The 18072-nt window shown below is 62.2% G+C and carries 15 protein-coding genes and 1 tRNA gene; 13 read left to right on the top strand and 3 right to left on the bottom strand.

Annotation, left to right across the window (positions count from 1 at the left end; all coding sequences use genetic code 11):
* Positions 1–203 precede the first annotated feature (203 nt).
* The 8 genes from ACJRW5_RS11700 (at position 204) to ACJRW5_RS11665 (ending at position 8179) form a co-directional block, all read left to right on the top strand.
* Positions 204–1673, top strand: coding sequence for a sensor domain-containing diguanylate cyclase (locus ACJRW5_RS11700; protein ID WP_484570678.1), 1470 nt, complete (start codon positions 204–206; stop codon positions 1671–1673).
* Positions 1673–1876, top strand: coding sequence for a cysteine-rich CWC family protein (locus ACJRW5_RS11695; protein ID WP_484570677.1), 204 nt, complete (start codon positions 1673–1675; stop codon positions 1874–1876). Before ACJRW5_RS11700 ends, ACJRW5_RS11695 begins: the two co-directional genes overlap by 1 nt.
* A 3-nt stretch (positions 1877–1879) precedes the next feature.
* Positions 1880–2572, top strand: coding sequence for a pseudouridine synthase (locus tag ACJRW5_RS11690; protein ID WP_484570676.1), 693 nt, complete (start codon positions 1880–1882; stop codon positions 2570–2572).
* Positions 2573–2976: 404 nt separating this feature from the next.
* Positions 2977–3864 carry an alpha/beta fold hydrolase gene (locus ACJRW5_RS11685; protein WP_484570675.1) on the top strand — a complete coding sequence of 296 codons (888 nt, stop codon included), beginning with the start codon at positions 2977–2979 and terminating at the stop codon, positions 3862–3864.
* 308 nt (positions 3865–4172) lie between these two features.
* Positions 4173–4246, top strand: a tRNA-Gly gene (locus ACJRW5_RS11680).
* A 146-nt stretch (positions 4247–4392) separates the two neighbouring features.
* Positions 4393–5526, top strand: a complete 1134-nt coding sequence (locus tag ACJRW5_RS11675; protein ID WP_484570674.1) for a mechanosensitive ion channel family protein — start codon at positions 4393–4395, stop codon at positions 5524–5526.
* Positions 5527–5917: 391 nt separating this feature from the next.
* Entirely contained in the window at positions 5918–7369 is a 1452-nt protein-coding gene (locus tag ACJRW5_RS11670) for a high affinity choline transporter 1 (RefSeq protein WP_484570673.1), read from the top strand.
* A 111-nt stretch (positions 7370–7480) separates the two neighbouring features.
* Positions 7481–8179, top strand: coding sequence for an endonuclease (locus ACJRW5_RS11665; RefSeq protein WP_484570672.1), 699 nt, complete (start codon positions 7481–7483; stop codon positions 8177–8179).
* Positions 8180–8274: 95 nt separating this feature from the next.
* Here the strand turns inward: ACJRW5_RS11665 and ACJRW5_RS11660 are convergent, their stop codons facing one another.
* The gene (locus ACJRW5_RS11660) at positions 8275–8472 is read right to left on the bottom strand and encodes a hypothetical protein (RefSeq protein WP_072422714.1); all 198 of its coding nucleotides are present in this window, start codon (positions 8470–8472) and stop codon (positions 8275–8277) included.
* Positions 8473–8545: 73 nt separating this feature from the next.
* On the opposite strand from ACJRW5_RS11660, the gene ACJRW5_RS11655 reads away from it, so the two are divergent.
* Complete coding sequence (locus tag ACJRW5_RS11655) at positions 8546–10066, top strand: sigma-54-dependent transcriptional regulator (protein WP_484570671.1); 1521 nt, start codon at positions 8546–8548, stop codon at positions 10064–10066.
* Between the two features lie 131 nt (positions 10067–10197).
* Here ACJRW5_RS11655 and sodC read toward each other — a convergent pair whose 3' ends face one another.
* Positions 10198–10749, bottom strand: coding sequence for a superoxide dismutase [Cu-Zn] SodC (sodC, locus tag ACJRW5_RS11650; protein WP_484570670.1), 552 nt, complete (start codon positions 10747–10749; stop codon positions 10198–10200).
* Positions 10750–11090: 341 nt separating this feature from the next.
* On the opposite strand from sodC, the gene gcvH reads away from it, so the two are divergent.
* From gcvH to gcvT, 3 genes are all read left to right on the top strand, one after another.
* Entirely contained in the window at positions 11091–11474 is a 384-nt protein-coding gene (gene gcvH, locus ACJRW5_RS11645; RefSeq protein ID WP_484570669.1) for a glycine cleavage system protein GcvH, read from the top strand.
* 9 nt (positions 11475–11483) lie between these two features.
* Positions 11484–14336: an aminomethyl-transferring glycine dehydrogenase gene (gene gcvP / locus ACJRW5_RS11640; RefSeq protein ID WP_484570668.1), complete on the top strand. Its 2853-nt coding sequence runs from the start codon at positions 11484–11486 to the stop codon at positions 14334–14336.
* Positions 14337–14497: 161 nt separating this feature from the next.
* The gene (gcvT, locus tag ACJRW5_RS11635; RefSeq protein WP_484570667.1) at positions 14498–15622 is read left to right on the top strand and encodes a glycine cleavage system aminomethyltransferase GcvT; all 1125 of its coding nucleotides are present in this window, start codon (positions 14498–14500) and stop codon (positions 15620–15622) included.
* A 238-nt stretch (positions 15623–15860) separates the two neighbouring features.
* On the opposite strand, the gene ACJRW5_RS11630 is transcribed toward gcvT, so the two are convergent.
* The gene (locus ACJRW5_RS11630; RefSeq protein WP_484570666.1) at positions 15861–16214 is read right to left on the bottom strand and encodes a 5-carboxymethyl-2-hydroxymuconate Delta-isomerase; all 354 of its coding nucleotides are present in this window, start codon (positions 16212–16214) and stop codon (positions 15861–15863) included.
* Between the two features lie 480 nt (positions 16215–16694).
* Between ACJRW5_RS11630 and ACJRW5_RS11625 the strand changes: the two genes are divergently transcribed.
* Positions 16695–17954, top strand: a complete 1260-nt coding sequence (locus ACJRW5_RS11625) for an OprD family porin (RefSeq protein WP_484570665.1) — start codon at positions 16695–16697, stop codon at positions 17952–17954.
* The last annotated feature ends 118 nt before the right edge of the window (positions 17955–18072 follow it).

Below are 18072 nucleotides of genomic sequence, written 5' to 3'. Positions count from 1 at the left end.
AGACCACGCTGCACGCTCTGATGGACAAAAAAGACGTTGCCCACCCTATGTGTATCTGCGCAGTGCTCCAGCCTTTGTCAGGTTTGCCCGCGACAACCCGCCATCTGCAAAAATCGTCCTCAACCCCGATAAACAGCGATACAGGCAATGACGCCATCCCCGCAGCGCGCTAGCATTGGGCCACGTTTCCAAGGCCCGGCCCCATGCCATTGACCAACTCCCGCAAGGCCCAGCTCACTGTTCTGCTGCTGATCGGTTGCCTGCTGCTCGGCGGCTTTCTCGCCACCAGCCTGGCCAGCTACTTCACCTCGCGCGATGGCATTCGCAAGAACATCGTCAACACCGAATTGCCGCTGACCTCCGACAACATCTACTCGGAAATCCAGAAAGACCTGATCCGCCCCACCCAGATCGCCTCGATGATGTCGCGCGACACCTTCCTTCGTGACTGGGCGCTCGCCGGTGAGCAGAACCCGGAACCCGTCACCCGCTACCTGCGCGAGATTCAGGACCACTACGGCACCTACACCAGCTTCTTCATCTCCGAACGCACCCGCACCTACTACCAAGCCAAAGGCGTACTCAAACAAGTAAACGAAGGCGAGCCACGCGACGTCTGGTATTTCCGCGTACGCGACATGAGCGAACCGTACGAAATCAGCGTCGACCCGGACATGGCCAACGACGACCGCCTGACTTTCTTCATCAACTACAAGGTGTTCGACTACCAGAACCGCTTCATCGGCGTGGCTGGCGTCGGCCTGACGGTCGACTCGGTGGTCAAGCTGGTCGAGCAATACCAGCAGCGCTATGGCCGCAGTATCTACTTCACCGACCGCAGCGGCCTGCTGGTACTGACCGGCAAGAACGGCGGCCCCATGGGCGCAAAGCGCGGCCAGTCGCTGGGCGAAATCCCCGGCCTGGAAAACCTCATGGCCGTATTGCCACACCCCACCAGCGGCAACTTCCGCTACGACGAACACAAACGTAATCACTTCCTCAACGTGCGCTATATCCCCGAGCTGGAGTGGTACCTGTTCGTCGACAAACACGAGGAAGGTGCACTGGCCGACGCCCGCCACAGCCTCTACCTCAACCTGCTGATCTGCCTGCTGGTGACCGTCGTAGTGCTGGCCCTGGTGCACCGGGTGATACACCGCTATCAACAGCGCATCGCCGCCCTGGCCACCACCGACAGCCTCACCGCGCTACCCAACCGCCGCGGCTTCGACATTCTTGCCGAGCAGGCCCTGCAGGAAGCGCAACGCGAGAGCAGCCCGCTGTGCGCTGTGCTGCTCGACCTGGACAATTTCAAGCAGATCAACGACAGCCACGGCCACCTCGCCGGCGATGATGTCTTGCACAGCTTCGCCCAGCAGTTGCGCGGCAAATTGCGTCAGTCGGACATTCTCTGCCGCTGGGGCGGTGAGGAATTCATTCTGCTGCTGAAAAACACCGACAGCCATGCGGCCCATGAACTGGCGGAAAAACTGCGCCGGCAATGCGCCGAGCAGCGCTACCAGATCGACGGTCAGACGCTGCAGGTCACTGCCAGCCTGGGCCTCAGCCAGTGGCATGCCGGCGAAAGCCTGCACACGCTGCTGGGTCGCACCGACCGCGCGCTGTATCGGGCCAAGCAGGCCGGGCGCGACCGCGTTTGCGTCGAGCATTGATGGACAAGCAACACTGCCCGTTATGCGGCAAGGCCAATCAATGTAGCGTCGCGGCCGCTGGCGATGTCCCCTGCTGGTGCTTCGACGCCCAGATAGACCCGGCCGCGCTGGAGCGCCTGACACCCGAGCAACGTGACCAGGCCTGCCTGTGCCCCGCCTGCGCCGGCGCACTGGATGCCGCCGACCGCCGCGAGCACGATTGAGTCATGCGCCTGGACCGCTTTCTCAGCAACTTCCCGCGCTTCAATCGCCAGGACAGCCGCCTGCTGATCAGTGCCGGACGCCTGCGTGTGGACGGCGAGATCGTGCGCGATCCACGTCACGAGATACGCGACTTTCAACGCGTGGAGCTGGACGGCGAACTGCTGCAGGCCGGACGCACTGCCCGTTACTGGATGCTGCACAAACCCGTCGGCGTCGTCAGCGCAACCGAGCACGACGAGCATCGTACCGTGCTCGACCTGCTCGACGAGCCGGACACGCACGACCTGCATCTGGCCGGTCGGCTCGATCTCAACACCAGTGGCCTGCTGCTGATCACCAATGACGGACGCTGGTCACGACGCATCACCCAGCCCCGGGAGCGCAAGCCCAAGGTCTATCTCGTCACCACCGAGCAGCCCATCGGTCACGACTATGCCGAAGTGTTCGCGCGCGGCCTCTACTTCGCCTTCGAAGATCTGACGACCCTGCCCGCTCAGCTCGACGTGCTGGACAGCCACAACGCCCGCCTGACCTTGTTCGAAGGTCGCTATCATCAGGTCAAGCGCATGTTCGGCCACTTTCGCAACCGTGTCGTCGCCCTGCACCGCGAAAGCATGGGCGAGATTCTTCTCGATCCGCAGCTCGCTCCCGGCCAGTACCGCGCCCTGACCGAGGCAGAGATCGCCAGCGTCTGATCATGGAAGAGCACTCGCGCGAATGCGAAACCTGACTACCCGACCAACGGCACGCACAACCGGCCATAAACATGTGACTCGGCCTTGCGCAGCTGCAAGCGAGCTGCTTGAATCGAGTCATAAGTCTTTAGATGACCAACCGGTCACGACAAGACAAGCAAGTGTTCTGTCAGTTACTGGCGCTCTGCGCCGACTGGATTCCTGCCTGGTAACACCGCTCTCTCCCGACCTCGAAAAGGCCTGGAGCGCTCGCCTGTTTCGATCCTAACTGCTTGAAATTCCTATACTTATAAAAATCTCTTGCCTGACATCAAGCTGTCACGCTCAGGCGCTTTTCTGACTGCTCAATCAAATGCGAACGATCACCCGCTCGCCTTGACCCATTTGCGCCAGGAGGAAACGACATGAGGCCAGAAACCGCAGTCGTCGAGATCAACAGGAAGCACAAGGTTCACACGGAGTTCTACGGCAACCCGGCAGCAAGCAAGACCATCATCCTGGTCAATGGCTCTCTGGCGACCACCGCCTCGTTCGCGCAAACGGTCAAATACCTACAGCACCAATTCAATGTGGTGGCCTTCGACCTACCCTATGCGGGCCAGTCGAAGCCGCACAACAGCGATTTCACGCCCATCAGCAAGGAAGACGAAGCAGCAATCCTGCTCAAGCTCGTCGAGCATTACGGCGCGCACTACCTGATGTCCTTCTCCTGGGGCGGAGTCGCCTCCATGCTCGCCCTGGCGCAGCGCCCAGCGACGCTGGAAAAGGCGGCTATCTGCTCGTTCTCACCGATCCTCAACGTGCCGATGCTCGACTACCTGCACAAGGGCTTGCGCTACCTCAATGCAGTGGACCGCGACAACATCGCCCTGCTGGTCAACAGCACCATCGGCAAGCACCTGCCGTCGCTGTTCAAGCGCTTCAACCACAAGCACGTCAGCACCCTGGACGAGCACGAATATCGGCAGATGTACGCGCACATCAAGCAGGTGCTGAACATGGAGGCTCACTGCAGCATGGAATGCCTGCAGGCCATCGACATCCCTCTGCTGTTCGTCAACGGCGACCGCGACGAATACACCTCGGTGGAAGATGCCTGCCTCTTCGCCCAGCACATCGACAACGCCCAGTTCGCGGTGATCGACGATGCAGGGCACTTCCTCGACATGGAGCACAAGGCTGCCTGGCTGCAGACCCAGCGCGTGCTGCTGGACTTCTTCAACGCTCCCAGCAAGCGCCTGCAACTGCCGGTCAAAGGCGACCTGCGCGACCTCCAGGCCATCGCGGTATGACGATGCCCAGGCGCGAAGCGTATACGTCAATCGGGCGCCTCTAGAAACGTAGGCGAGGCCGTCAGCGCAATCCGATGGCGGCCCCGCAAAAACAGGCGAAAAACGACCGGGGTCGCGACCGACTTTACGAGCTGTAAATGAGCACTTGATTCGCTTCGCTCACCCCTTCGGGGCCGCGCTAAAGCGCGTTCAGCCTTCGGCTGTGAGCCTGTTTTTAACGCAGCGATGGCAACGCAGGTAGCTTCTAGAGGTGCCCGAACGCTCCGCGCTTCATTTCTGAGTCATGTTCCGGTATAAAGGCACCCGCTGCGGGTGTCGTATAATGGTAATACCCTAGCTTCCCAAGCTAGAGCCGTGGGTTCGATTCCCATCACCCGCTCCAGCTCTCTACAAAAAGCCCTGCTACCTTGCAGGGCTTTTTCGTTTCCATCGCGCAACGCCTGCACTGACCGTCTGCCCATTTATGGGAACTTCTGCTGATCAGGAGTCACAGAAAACCATGTGACTTTCTTCCGGAGGCCCCTGGCAATGGAACAGTGGAATATCTGGCTCGACCGCGATCTTTGGCTCAACGTGGCGATTGTTCTGGTCGCCACTGCGCTGATCTACAGCGTATTGCGTACCCTGGTCAGCACGCTTCACAAGCGGCTCAAGGCCTGGTCGAAGGATCAGGACGGCAGTTGGCCTCACTTCGTTGCGGTAGTAATCGGTCGCACCAGCCGTCTGCTGTTGCTGGCCTTTTCCCTGTTGCTGGCGTTGCGTCTGCCGGAACTGCCTGGCAGCTGGCAAAGCACATTGAGCCACACCTGGTTCATCGCCCTGGCCTTGCAGGTGGCATTGTGGGTCGACACCGGGGTACGCCTGTGGTCACGAAGCCTGGTGATGGGCAAGAGCGGCGGCAGTTACAACCCGGTGATGACCACCATCATCAGCATCATGATCCTGATCGTGGTCTGGTCGGTGATGCTGCTGTCGATCCTGGCCAACCTCGGAGTAGATATCACTGCGCTGGTAGCCAGCCTGGGGGTCGGCGGTATCGCCGTGGCGCTGGCGGTGCAGACGGTGCTCAGCGACGTGTTCGCCTCGCTGTCGATCGGCGTCGACAAGCCCTTCGAAATCGGCGATTTCGTGGTCTTTGGCGAGGTGGCAGGCACCATCGAGCATATCGGCCTGAAGACCACGCGTATCCGTAGCCTCAGCGGCGAACAGGTGGTGTGTGCCAACGCCGATCTCCTGCGGCAGATCGTGCACAACTACAAGCGCATGGATACCCGGCGCATCGTTTTCAAGTTCGGCGTCAGCTACGACACGCCGAGCGACAAGGTACGTCAGGTGTCGGAGAAGGTCGGCGACATCATCCGCGCCACGCCCAAGACCCGCTTCGACCGCGCGCATTTCCTCGGCTTCGACGAAAGCCAGCTGACCTTCGAGGTGGTCTATATCGTCCTCAGCTCCGACTACAACCAGTACATGGACGTGCAGCAGGAGATCAATCTGCAACTGCTCGATGCTCTGCGCGAGCTGGATGTACGCTTCGCCATGCCACGTCGTGACCTACGCCTGGCGGGCGACAGAACGCCGGTGCTCAAGGTCGCCGGCCTGCCACAACAAGCCGACGCCGACAGCAACGCCAACGATCAGCGCCTGCCGAGGTTCAACTAGGCAGCTGTCAGACGGGGGTTCACCGCAACAGAGCCTGAAATTGATGCCAGCCCAAGCAGTACCTGGGCTGCTGAAGAAGCGCCCCCGTAAAATATCAACAACGCCAATAGAAAAACTTCCGGACTGACAGGCTTTTCCCGTATCAGCCCACCTTTAGTGGCTCATCGTCCATCGCTCGGCCACTCGCCAGGCCTTTATCTGTTTGACATATTTTACGGCTTTGGCAGACTGCTCGCCCGTTGCGGCTGATGGCCGTGAACCCGGCATGGCAAACCTGTGCCGGGTCACTCGCCAGCCGTGACACGCCATGAAAACAACAATTCTGTCTGTCCAGGCGGCCTGACGGGCCCTGCCCGCGCCGGACGACGGGCGAGCCACTGGTGTCCATTCCATGCTGATCTGGTTTGTTGCGATCTATCTGCTGTTCACCGTCGGTGTCGGCTTCTATGCATCCACCCGCGTCAAAAACTCCAAGGATTTCGCCGCTGGCGGCAGGAGCATGTCCTTTCCTCTGGTCGCGGCCATGGTGTTCGCCACCTGGTTCGGCTCGGAAGCCGTGCTGGGCATCCCCGCGACCTTCATCGAGGAAGGCTTCGCCGGTATCGTCGAAGATCCGTTCGGCTCCTTTGGCTGTCTGATGCTGGTCGGGCTGATCTTCGCCCGCCCGCTGTATCGCATGAACCTGCTGACCATCGGCGACTTCTTCCGCAAGCGCTACGGCCCACATGTGGAGATTTTCACCAGCCTGGTGATCATCGGCTCCTACCTGGGCTGGGTGGCGGCGCAATTGACTGCGCTGGGGGTGGTGTTCAACGTGCTCTCCGACGGTTCGATCAGCACCACCCAGGGTATGCTGATCGGCACCGGTATCGTGCTGCTCTATACGCTGTTCGGGGGCATGTGGTCGGTGGCACTGACCGATTTCATGCAGATGATCATCATCGTCGCCGGCCTGTGCTACCTGACCTGGCTGATCGGCGACATGGCCGGCGGCGCCGACGTGGTGATCAGCCATGCCGCAGCAGAAGGCAAGTTCACCTTCATGCACGCCTTCGAGCCGCGGGATATCGTCGCCTTCATCGCAGCGGCGCTGACGCTGATGCTCGGCTCCATCCCGCAACAGGACGTTTACGCCCGCGTCATGTCGGCCAAGACCGAGAACATCGCCGCACGTGCCTCGATGGCCGGCGCGGTGTTCTACCTGTCGTTCTGCATGCTGCCGATCTTCCTCACCTACGCCGCCTCGTTGATCGACCCGGCGATGGTGCAGCAGTGGCTGGCCGAGGATGCGCAGATGATCCTGCCGCACCTGATCCTGGAGCGCACACCGCTGTTCGCCCAGGTGATGTTCTTTGGCGCACTGCTGTCGGCGATCATGTCCACTGCTTCAGGCACCCTGCTGGCCCCGTCGGTGACCTTCACCGAGAACATCCTCAAGAACTTCGTACCGGCGATGAACGATCGCCAGTTCCTCCTGGCCATGCGCGTGAGCGTGGTGGCGATGACCATCGCTACGTCGATCTTCGCCCTGAACTCCACGGCGAGCATCTACGAGATGGTCGGCAACGCCTACAAGGTGACCCTGGTGGCGGCCGTGGTGCCGCTGTTCGCCGGCCTGTTCTGGAAGCGTGCGACTACCCAGGGCGCGCTGTTCGCCATCGCCTTCGGGCTGGCAAGCTGGGTCGCCCTGGAGCTGACTTACCAGGAAAGCGATTTCTGGCCGCCACAACTGGCCGGCTTGCTGATCAGCCTGGCGGGCATGCTGGTCGGCTCGTTGATGCCACAGCTCAGTCGCCACCGTGGCGAAAGCGTACAAGCCATCACCGCCTCGGCCAACGTTTGACGGGCGGCGCCCTCCTCTTCTGAGGAGGGCGCTTTGCCACCATATAAACCATTGAAAATATTGGATTTTCCGTCTTCACATTGGCAACGGTGACGGCTACTCTGCCGCACCATGATTCGACGCCTACTTCCCCTGCTCTGCTGTTTCACAGCCTTTTCCCTGCATGCCGCCCCCGCCAGTTTTTCCGAGGCCAAGCGCCTGGCCTGGCCGCTGTATGCCCAGCAATCCACCGAGTTCTACTGCGGCTGCAAGTACAGCGGCAAGCAGGTCGACCTGCGCTCCTGCGGTTACACGCCGCGCAAGAACGCCAATCGCGCCCAGCGCATCGAGTGGGAACATATCGTCCCGGCCTGGGTGATCGGCCATCAACGTCAGTGCTGGCAGAAAGGCGGACGCAAGAATTGCTCGGCCCACGATGCTCAGTTCCGCAAGGCCGAGGCCGACCTGCACAACCTGGTGCCCAGCATCGGAGAGGTGAATGGCGACCGCAGCAACTACAGCTTCGCCTGGCTGCCGCAAAAGCCGCATCAGTACGGCCAGTGTCAGACGGTCGTCGACTTCAAGGCACGCAAGGTGATGCCCCGCACGGCCATCCGCGGAATGATCGCGCGTACCTATTTCTATATGGCTGATCGCTACAAACTGCGCCTGTCGAAGCAGGACCGACAGCTGTTCAACGCCTGGAGCAAGACTTACCCGGTCGAAGTCTGGGAGCAGCAACGTAACCAGCGCGTAGCCTGTGTGATGGGCTGGGGTAACCCCTATGTAGGTAAGGTGGACATGAGCCGCTGTGGGCGCAAGCGCGCATAGGGCGGTAGGGTGCGCCGTGCGCACCAAGGTGTGGCTGGTACGCATGGTGCACTACAGATCGCGGCTAGAGCCCCTCCCATATCCTGAGCATCGGGCTACGAAAGACGCTGCAACTCGCGCCGTACCATATTGGCGAACTCCGGGGGACTGAGCTGGTACAGCTCCTGCGCCACCCAGGGCAGCCAGCGCCCCTGCAGCTCGGCCTTGCGCGCCAGCAGGCGCTGGGCCTCAGCCTCGGCGCGGGCCTGATGCTCGCGATGGTAGTCGGCTCGGCTTGGTTTTTCTGTACTCACGCTGTCGCCCTTTTCCTCATGCTCGGCGGAACAGGCATAATCACGCCCTGTTCGCCAATCTCGACCCTCATCAATGCGCATTCACGTCAGCTTCATCGACCGCGTCGGCATCACCCAGGAAGTCCTGGCATTGCTCGGCGGACGCAATCTGAACCTCGATGCGGTGGAGATGGTACCGCCAAACGTCTATATCGATGCGCCAACCCTGAGCACCGAGATGCTTGGCAAACTGCGCGGCGCACTTCTACAGATCAGTGGCGTGCAAAGTGTGGAGGTGGTGGACATTCTCCCCGGACAGCGTCGCCGCCTGCAGCTCGACGCGTTGCTCGCAGCGATGCCCGACCCGGTGCTGGCAGCGGACGATCGCGCCACCGTGCTGCTGGCCAACCCTGCCCTGGTCGAGCTGTGCGGTCGCGCGCCCGAGGGGCAGAGCATCGCCGCATTGTTTAGCGACGAGGCGCTGCAACAATCACTGCTCAGCGCAGGTTTCCACCAGCCCCTGCGCGAAGTGCATTTCGCCGGCCAGCCTCTGCTGCTCGATGCCCAGCCGATCACCGAGGACGGCCGTCTCACCGGCGGCCTGCTCACCCTTTATGCACCGAGCCGGATGGGCGAACGCCTGGCAGCGTTGCATCACGACCACGCGGAAGGGTTCGATTCGCTGCTTGGCGAGTCGGCGCCGATCCGCGCGCTCAAGGCCCGTGCCCTGCGCGTCGCCTCGCTCGATGCGCCGCTGCTGATCCACGGGGAAACCGGCACCGGCAAGGAGCTGGTGGCGCGTGCCTGCCATACCGTCAGCGCACGCCGCAGCGCGCCCTTTCTGGCCCTGAACTGCGCTGCCCTGCCAGAAAGCCTGGCTGAAAGCGAGCTGTTCGGTTATGCCCCTGGCGCCTTCACCGGCGCCCAGCGTGGTGGCAAACCCGGCCTGCTGGAGCTGGCCAACCAGGGCACGGTATTTCTCGACGAAATCGGCGAAATGTCGCCGTACCTGCAGGCCAAGTTGCTGCGTTTTCTCAGTGATGGCTGCTTCCGCCGGGTTGGCGGCGACCGCGAAGTGAAGGTGGATGTACGCATCCTCAGTGCCACTCACCGCGACCTGGAGAAGATGGTCGCCGAGGGCAGTTTCCGTGAGGACCTGTTCTACCGCCTCAACGTGCTCAACCTGGAAGTGCCGCCGCTACGCGAGCGCGGTCAGGACATTCTCCTGCTGGCACAGCACTTCATGGCCCAGGCCTGCGCACAGATCCAGCGCCTGCCTTGCCGCCTGGCCACCACTACCTATCCCGCACTGCTGGCCGGCCGTTGGCCTGGCAACGTGCGTCAATTGCAGAACGTGATCTTTCGCGCCGCAGCCATCTGCGACAGCAACTGGGTGGAGATGGGCGATCTGGATATCGCCGGTACCGAAATGGCGCCAAAGGTCGAAGGCGAGATCGGCAGCCTGGAACAGGCCATGGACGACTACGAAAAAGCGCTGCTGGAGAAGCTCTACGACAGCCATCCCTCCAGCCGGCAACTGGCCGCACGCCTCGGCACCTCGCACACAGCCATTGCCAAGCGGCTGCGCAAGTACGGCATCGGGGCCGGTCGCTGAGGAGCGTCTCTGCAATCAGGCTACGTCGTCACCACTGTGCAACCTCGAAAGTGACCGACTCTTTTCACCTGTTTGCGCGAGCCCCGGCGCTTGATGGCCACGCTCATCGCTGCAGAGACGCCCTGAATGGATCAGATGGTTGCGGAGCTGGTCGGCACCTTGATCAACCCGCAGGCGACACGAGCCCCACCACCGCCCAAGGGTTTCGGATGATCGGCATGGTTATCGGCACCGGCATGAATCATCAGCGCCCGATTGTGCAGCTCCTCCAGAGCTTTCAGCCGCGGCGCCAGTACCGGCTGGCTGGCACTGCCGTCCTGCGTCACGTAAAGCGCGGGGAGATCGCCAAGGTGGGCGTTATCCTCCCAGGGAAAACCGTGGCGGCCCGCCTCTTTGGGGTCCCAGTGGCCTCCCGCTGCGCCCGCCGGCGTCATCTTGCCATCCACTTCCAAGGCATTGCAGTTGGCCTTGGCGTGCACATGAAAACCATGGACACCCGGCTCCAGCCCCTTCAGGTCCGGAGTGAAGACCAGACCATAAGCGGATTCGCTGATGGTCACGGTCCCTACCGCAGCGCCAGGCCCCTTCTCGGTCGCCTGCTCCATGGTCACAGTAACGGTCTCACTGGCTTGCACACTGGCGACGCTGAACAGCGCCAATGCCAGAGGAATCAGAGGTTTCATGATGGGTCCAGCTCCTTGTCGATGAAGTGTCTAACTACCGACCCAAGATGAGCAGCAACGGTTCCAACCATCGAATGTATCGATATCATTACAGCGTAATTATTTCGAAACACCACTGCAGAGCCCCAGCGCGCCTGGCACGACGCTAACTTTTCTATTTCCGACACGGCATTTTGTATCGATAACGTTCCACAGCACTGATAGCGATCAGTTAGAGCAGACCTTAAAACAATCTAAGTATTTGATTTTATTGTATTTTTTTACATTGGCAGTGAAATTGCTTACTACCCGCTATCCGCCCGCCATCTAGAAGCGGGCACCATCACCCTTGAGGAGCTGACATGAGCGAGTTGCGTTTCACCGCCGAACACGAATGGTTGCGTCTGGATAACGATGGTCTGGTGACCGTCGGCATCACCCATTACGCCCAAGACGCGCTCGGGGATGTGGTGTACGTGCAACTGCCGGAAGTTAAGACTTACGCCGAGGGCGAGGAAGTGGCGGTGCTGGAGTCGGTCAAGGCCGCCAGCAATATCGCCATGCCGCTGGATGGCGAGATCGTCGAAGTCAACGCCGACCTGGAAGGCAGCCCGGAGCTGGTCAACGAATCGCCGCTGGACAAGGCCTGGTTCTTCCGCATGCGCCTGGCCGACAACGCCGTGCTCGCCGACCTGCTGGACAAGGCCGGCTATGATCGTCTGTTGAATGCCAACGCCGACGCCTGAGTGACCGCCATGACCAAGCTCGATACCCAGAACGAATTCATCGCCCGCCATATTGGCCCACGCGACGCCGATACTGCCGCCATGCTGCAGCTGCTCGGCTATGACTCGGTCGACGCGCTGACCAGTGCCGTCATCCCCGAGAGCATCAAGGGCACCAGCATCCTCGGCGAGCAGCCGGGCCTGTCGGAAGCCGACGCCCTGGCGCGCATCAAGACCATCGCCGCGCAGAACCAGCAGTTCAAGACCTACATCGGTCAGGGCTACTACGGCACCCACACGCCGAGCCCGATTCTGCGCAACCTACTGGAAAACCCGGCCTGGTACACCGCCTACACCCCGTACCAACCGGAAATTTCCCAGGGCCGCCTGGAAGCGCTGCTGAACTTCCAGACCCTGATCAGCGACCTCACCGGCATGCAGATCGCCAACGCATCCTTGCTGGATGAAGCCACTGCCGCCGCCGAAGCGATGACCTTCTGCAAGCGCCTGTCGAAGAACAAGGCCAGCAACACCTTCTTCGCCTCGCAGCACTGCCACCCACAGACCCTCGCCGTGCTGCGCACCCGCGCCGAGCCGCTGGGCATCGAAGTGGAAGTGGGCGACGAAGCCGCCATCAGCGACGCCAGCGCCTACTTCGGCGCGCTGCTGCAGTACCCGGCGAGCAACGGTGACATCTTCGACTACCGCGCCCTGGTCGAGCGTTTCCACGCCGCCAATGCGCTGGTCGCCGTGGCCGCCGACCTGCTGGCCCTGACCCTGCTCACCCCGCCGGGCGAGTTCGGCGCCGACGTCGCCCTGGGCAGCGCCCAGCGCTTCGGTGTGCCGCTGGGCTTCGGTGGCCCGCATGCCGCCTACTTCGCCACCCGCGACGCGTTCAAACGCGACATGCCGGGCCGCCTGGTCGGCATGTCGGTCGACCGGTTCGGCAAGCCGGCCCTGCGCCTGGCCATGCAGACCCGCGAGCAGCACATCCGCCGCGAGAAGGCCACCAGCAACATCTGCACCGCGCAGGTCCTGCTGGCCAACATCGCCAGCATGTACGCCGTCTACCACGGCCCGCAGGGTCTGCTGGAAATCGCCCAACGCGTGCACAGCTTCACCGCCATCCTCGCCCTTGGCCTGACCAAACTGGGCCACAGCGTCGAGCAGCAGCACTTCTTCGACACCCTGAGCATCAAGACCGGCACCAAGACTGCCGAGCTGCACGCCAAGGCGCGCGCTGCCGGGATCAACCTGCGCGAGATCGACGCCGAGCGTCTGGGTCTGTCGCTGGACGAAACCACCGACGCTGCCGCCGTGGAAGCGCTGCTGGCGCTGTTCGCCGGTGAGCAGGCCGCCCCGGCCGTCAGCGACCTGGCCGCGCAGATCGCCAGCCGCCTGCCTGAAGGCCTGCTGCGTCAGTCGGCGATCCTCGCCCACGAAGTGTTCAACCGCTACCACAGCGAAACCGAGCTGATGCGCTACCTGCGCAAGCTGGCCGACAAGGATCTGGCGCTGGATCGCAGCATGATCCCGCTGGGCTCGTGCACCATGAAGCTCAACGCCGCCAGCGAAATGATCCCGGTGACCTGGCCGGAATTCGGCAACCTGCACCCCTTCGCTCCGGCCGAACAGGCTGCCGGTTACGCCCAGCTGACCAGCGAACTGGAAGCCATGCTCTGTGCCGCCACCGGCTACGACGCCGTGTCGCTGCAGCCCAACGCCGGCTCCCAGGGTGAGTACGCAGGCCTGCTGGCCATTCGCGCCTACCACCACAGCCGTGGCGACGATCAGCGCGACATCTGCCTGATCCCGCAATCGGCCCACGGCACCAACCCGGCGACCGCCTCCATGGCCGGCATGCGCGTGGTGGTGACCGCCTGTGATGCGCGCGGCAACGTCGACATCGCCGACCTGAAAGCCAAGGCCGAAGAGCACAAGGATCGCCTCGCCGCGATCATGATCACCTACCCGTCCACCCACGGTGTGTTCGAGGAAGGCATCCGCGAAATCTGCGAGATCATCCACGCCAACGGCGGCCAGGTGTACATCGACGGCGCCAACATGAACGCCATGGTCGGCCTGTGCGCCCCGGGCCAGTTCGGCGGTGACGTCTCGCACCTGAACCTGCACAAGACCTTCTGCATCCCGCACGGCGGCGGCGGCCCGGGCGTCGGCCCGATCGGCGTCAAGTCGCACCTGGCGCCGTTCCTGCCGGGCCACGCGCACATGGCGCGCAAGGAGGGCGCCGTCAGCGCCGCGCCGTTCGGCAGCGCCAGCATCCTGCCGATCACCTGGATGTACATCACCATGATGGGCGGCAACGGCCTCAAGCGCGCCTCGCAGATGGCCATTCTCAACGCCAACTACATCGCCCGTCGCCTGGAAGAGCACTACCCGGTGCTGTACTCCGGCGAAGGCGGCCTGGTGGCGCACGAGTGCATCCTCGACATCCGTCCGCTGAAAGACAGCAGCGGCATCAGCGTCGATGACGTGGCCAAGCGCCTGATCGACTTCGGCTTCCACGCCCCGACCATGTCGTTCCCGGTGGCCGGCACGCTGATGATCGAGCCGACCGAGAGCGAGTCGAAAGAAGAGCTGGATCGCTTCTGCGACGCCATGATCGCCATCCGCGAGGAAATCCGTGCGGTCGAGCAAGGCCGTCTGGATAAGGACGACAATCCGCTGAAGAACGCCCCACACACTGCCCTGGAACTTGTCGGTGAGTGGAACCACGCCTACAGCCGCGAGCAGGCCGTGTACCCAGTCGCCAGCCTGATCGAGGCCAAGTACTGGCCGCCGGTCGGCCGTGTGGACAACGTCTACGGCGACCGCAATCTGGTCTGCGCCTGCCCGTCCATCGAGGCGTATCAGGACGCGTAAGGCGCTTGTCTCCCCTCTCCCATCTACGGGAGAGGGGAGAACCGTTCTGCGTCCAGCCGTAGCCCGGATGCAATCCGGGGCTGCCCGGATTGCATCCGGGCTACCTCAATTCGCGAAACGCCTGCTGCCAACGGCGGCGGGCCTTCTGAAGGATTTTCCCGATGATCACTGAAACCCTCGCCAAAACTCCGCTGCACGCCCTGCACCTCGAACTCGGCGCACGCATGGTGCCGTTCGCCGGCTACGACATGCCCGTGCAGTACCCGCTGGGCGTGATGAAGGAACACCTGCACACCCGCGACGCCGCCGGCCTGTTTGACGTGTCGCACATGGGCCAGATTCTCCTGCGTGGCGAAAACGCCGCGCGCGCCCTGGAAACCCTGGTGCCGGTGGACATCATCGACCTGCCGGTCGGTCTGCAGCGCTACGCCATGTTCACCGATGCCCAGGGCGGTATCCTCGACGACCTGATGGTCGCCAATCTCGGCGATGACACCCTGTACCTGGTGGTCAACGCTGCCTGCAAGGATCAGGACCTGGCGCACCTGAAGAAACACATCGGCGATCAGTGCCAGATCGAGTGCCTGTTCGAAGAGCGCGCCCTGCTCGCCCTGCAAGGCCCGAAAGCCGTTGATGTCCTGGCCCGCCTGGCCCCCGAAGTCAGCAAGATGACCTTCATGCAGGTAGCCCGCGTGCGCCTGCTGGGCGGAGACTGCATCGTCAGCCGCAGTGGCTACACCGGTGAAGACGGTTTCGAGATTTCCGTTGCCGTCGATCAGGCCGAAGCCCTGGCGCGCAGCCTGCTGGCCGAAGCCGAGGTGGAAGCCATCGGCCTTGGCGCACGCGACTCACTGCGCCTGGAAGCCGGTCTGTGCCTGTACGGCCACGACATGAGCAGCGCCACCTCGCCCATCGAAGCCAGCCTGCTCTGGGCCATCTCCAAGGTACGCCGTGCAGACGGCGAGCGCGCCGGCAACTTCCCGGGCGCTGAGCGCGTGTTCGAACAACAGCAGCAAGGTGTTGCACGCAAGCGTGTCGGCCTGCTGCCGCAGGAACGCGTACCGGTGCGTGAAGGCGCGGAAATCGTTGATGCCAACGGCAAGGTGATTGGCCAGGTATGCAGCGGTGGCTTCGGCCCGAGCCTCGGCGCGCCCGTGGCCATGGGCTATGTCGACGCCAGTCACGTCGCCATCGACAGCGACGTCTGGGCCGTGGTGCGCGGCAAACGCGTCGCCATGAAAGTCGCCAAGACCCCGTTCGTACCGCAACGCTACTACCGCGGCTAAGCGCCCTGGGCGGGAACTGCTTTGCCAGCATCTGGCGGGTTACACTCGCCCTACGGCCGGCAGATCACCCGTCCTGCGCTCCGGGCACGTCGAAAGCATCGCGGCTGAAGCCCGCTCCTACGATGCTCACCTGACCCGTGGGAGCGGCTTTAGCCGCGATAAGGCATCAGCCCCGTAGGGCGGGTGCACCCCGCCACCAGCATCTGGCGGGTTACATCCGCCCTACGCTCTGCCCGGTCTAAGCGTCCTGGCAGTTGCCGCGATTGCTGAATAGCTCACGGCGCATCTCGCGCATGTCCAGGGAGATCGCCGGCACCTGCGGTAGACGCTGCACCAGCGCCTGCACGATGCGCCGCGACAGCGCACGTTGGTCTTCGTCACTGCGCCCGGACAGCATGTAGAAAATCAGGTGCACGAACGGCCCCGGCTCACCGCCGACGCAATAGTGTTCGTACAGACTCAGCCGCACCTTGATATCACCCGGCTGAAAAAGCCCACTATCAGCGGCCTGGTCATGCACCAGTTGCACCAGCTCCTGCGGTGCGATGAACCCGCACACTTCCCGGGCGACTTCGATCAGACAATGTGGCATGGACAAGCTCTTGTTTTTGCTCTCTTACTCATACGTTATCACACAACAAAATCGATAGCAGACGGTTTGCCACGCCAAGCCGCATAGCGCCTCCCGGCACGTTAACGCCGATATACCAATGCATCCAGCGATCAGGATACTCAGACTTTCGTCTAGCTCTACGTTGACAATCGGTAAAAATGCTGTCGATAATCCATCTAGTTGTATGACGACATATGACAAAGATAAAAACAAGAAATCAGGATCAAGACATGACCACCCTCGCCTCTCATTCTGCGCAGCAGTTCCTCGCCTGCACGGCTTTCATCGCCGCCATACGTCTCAGAACCGGATTCGCCAGCGGCTGATATAGCAGCCACTGGCAATGACCGGCCGCGTCCGGCCGGTGCCCTGCGGGGCAAGCAACCACCTTCCCATGTATGCAGGCTGCCAACAGTCCAGCAGGGAATGGTTCGTTCAAAAACTGGGAGCACAACAACAATGACCGCACGCAACACCCTTCCCCTGGCCCTGCTCGGCAGCACCGCGCTGGCTCTCATTCTGCCTACCACTGCACATGCCGCTGGCTTTATCGAAGACGCCAAGGTCTCGCTGAACCTGCGCAACTACTACTTCAACCGTAATTACCTCAACGGCACCGACCCGTTGATCCAGGGCGAGCGTCAGGGCCAGGCAGAAGGCTGGACCCAGAACTTCATCCTCGACGCCCGCTCCGGCTTCACCGAGGGCACCGTCGGTTTCGGCCTGGACGTACTGGGCCTGTATAGCATCAAGCTTGATGGCAACCGCGGCGCGGCCAATACCAACCTGATGCCGATCCACGACGATGGCGAAGCCGCCGACCAGTTCGGCCGCACGGCTGTCGCTGCCAAGGCGAAGATCTCCAAGACCGAACTGAAAGTTGGTGAGTGGTTCGCCGTGCTGCCGATCCTGCGTGCCGACGACGGTCGCTCGCTGCCGCAGACTTTCCAGGGCGCCCAGCTGACCTCGAATGAAATCGACGGTCTGACGCTGTACGGCGGTCAATTCTGGAAGAACAGCCAGCGCCATGACGCCAGCCGTGAAGAGATGTCCTTCGGCGGCGTCGAAGGGGATGACTTCAACTTCGGTGGTGGCGAGTTCCGCTTCAACGACAACCGCACCATGGTCGGTGCCTGGCATGCACGTCTGGAAGACGTCTACCAACAGAGCTTCCTGCAGTTGACCCACAGCCAGCCGGTAGGCGACTGGGTACTGGGCGCCAACCTCGGCTACTTCAACGGCAAGGACGAAGGCGCCTCGAAGGCCGGCGACCTGGACAACAAGGTCTATCAGGGTGCGTTGTCGGCGAAGAAAGGCAACAACACCTTCCAGGTCACCTACCAGCGCCTGAGCGGCGACACCAAGTTCCTGCGTATCGACGGCGCCAGCGGCGGCTCGCTGGTCAACGACGGTTACCTGTCGGCCTTCGACAATCCGGAAGAGCGCTCCTGGCAGTTGCGTCATGACTACAACTTCGCCGGCCTCGGCATCCCGGGTCTGACCCTGATGAACCGCTATACCAGTGGTTCGAATATCCACACCGGCGGTCGCACCGATGCCGAAGAGTGGAGCCGTGAAACCGAGCTGGCCTACACCATCCAGGAAGGCACGCTGAAGAACCTGAACGTACGCTGGCGTAACTCCAACGTCCGCCGCGACGTTGGCCAGGATCTGCACGAGAACCGCCTGATCATCAACTATCCGCTGTCGATTCTGTAATACCGGACGCATCACCGCGTCCTATTGACTCCTGTGTGTTTACGGCACTTTGCGCCCGTCCTTGTGACGGGCTTTTTTTGCCAGCCAGCTGACGCCCTCTCCAGCCAGCGCGTACAAG

It is taken from the genome of Pseudomonas pichavaramensis, assembly GCF_050473265.1.
GTDB lineage: Bacteria > Pseudomonadota > Gammaproteobacteria > Pseudomonadales > Pseudomonadaceae > Aquipseudomonas.
Note: the sequence above shows the minus strand (reverse complement) of the source record. Positions and strands in the feature narration are given on the sequence as shown.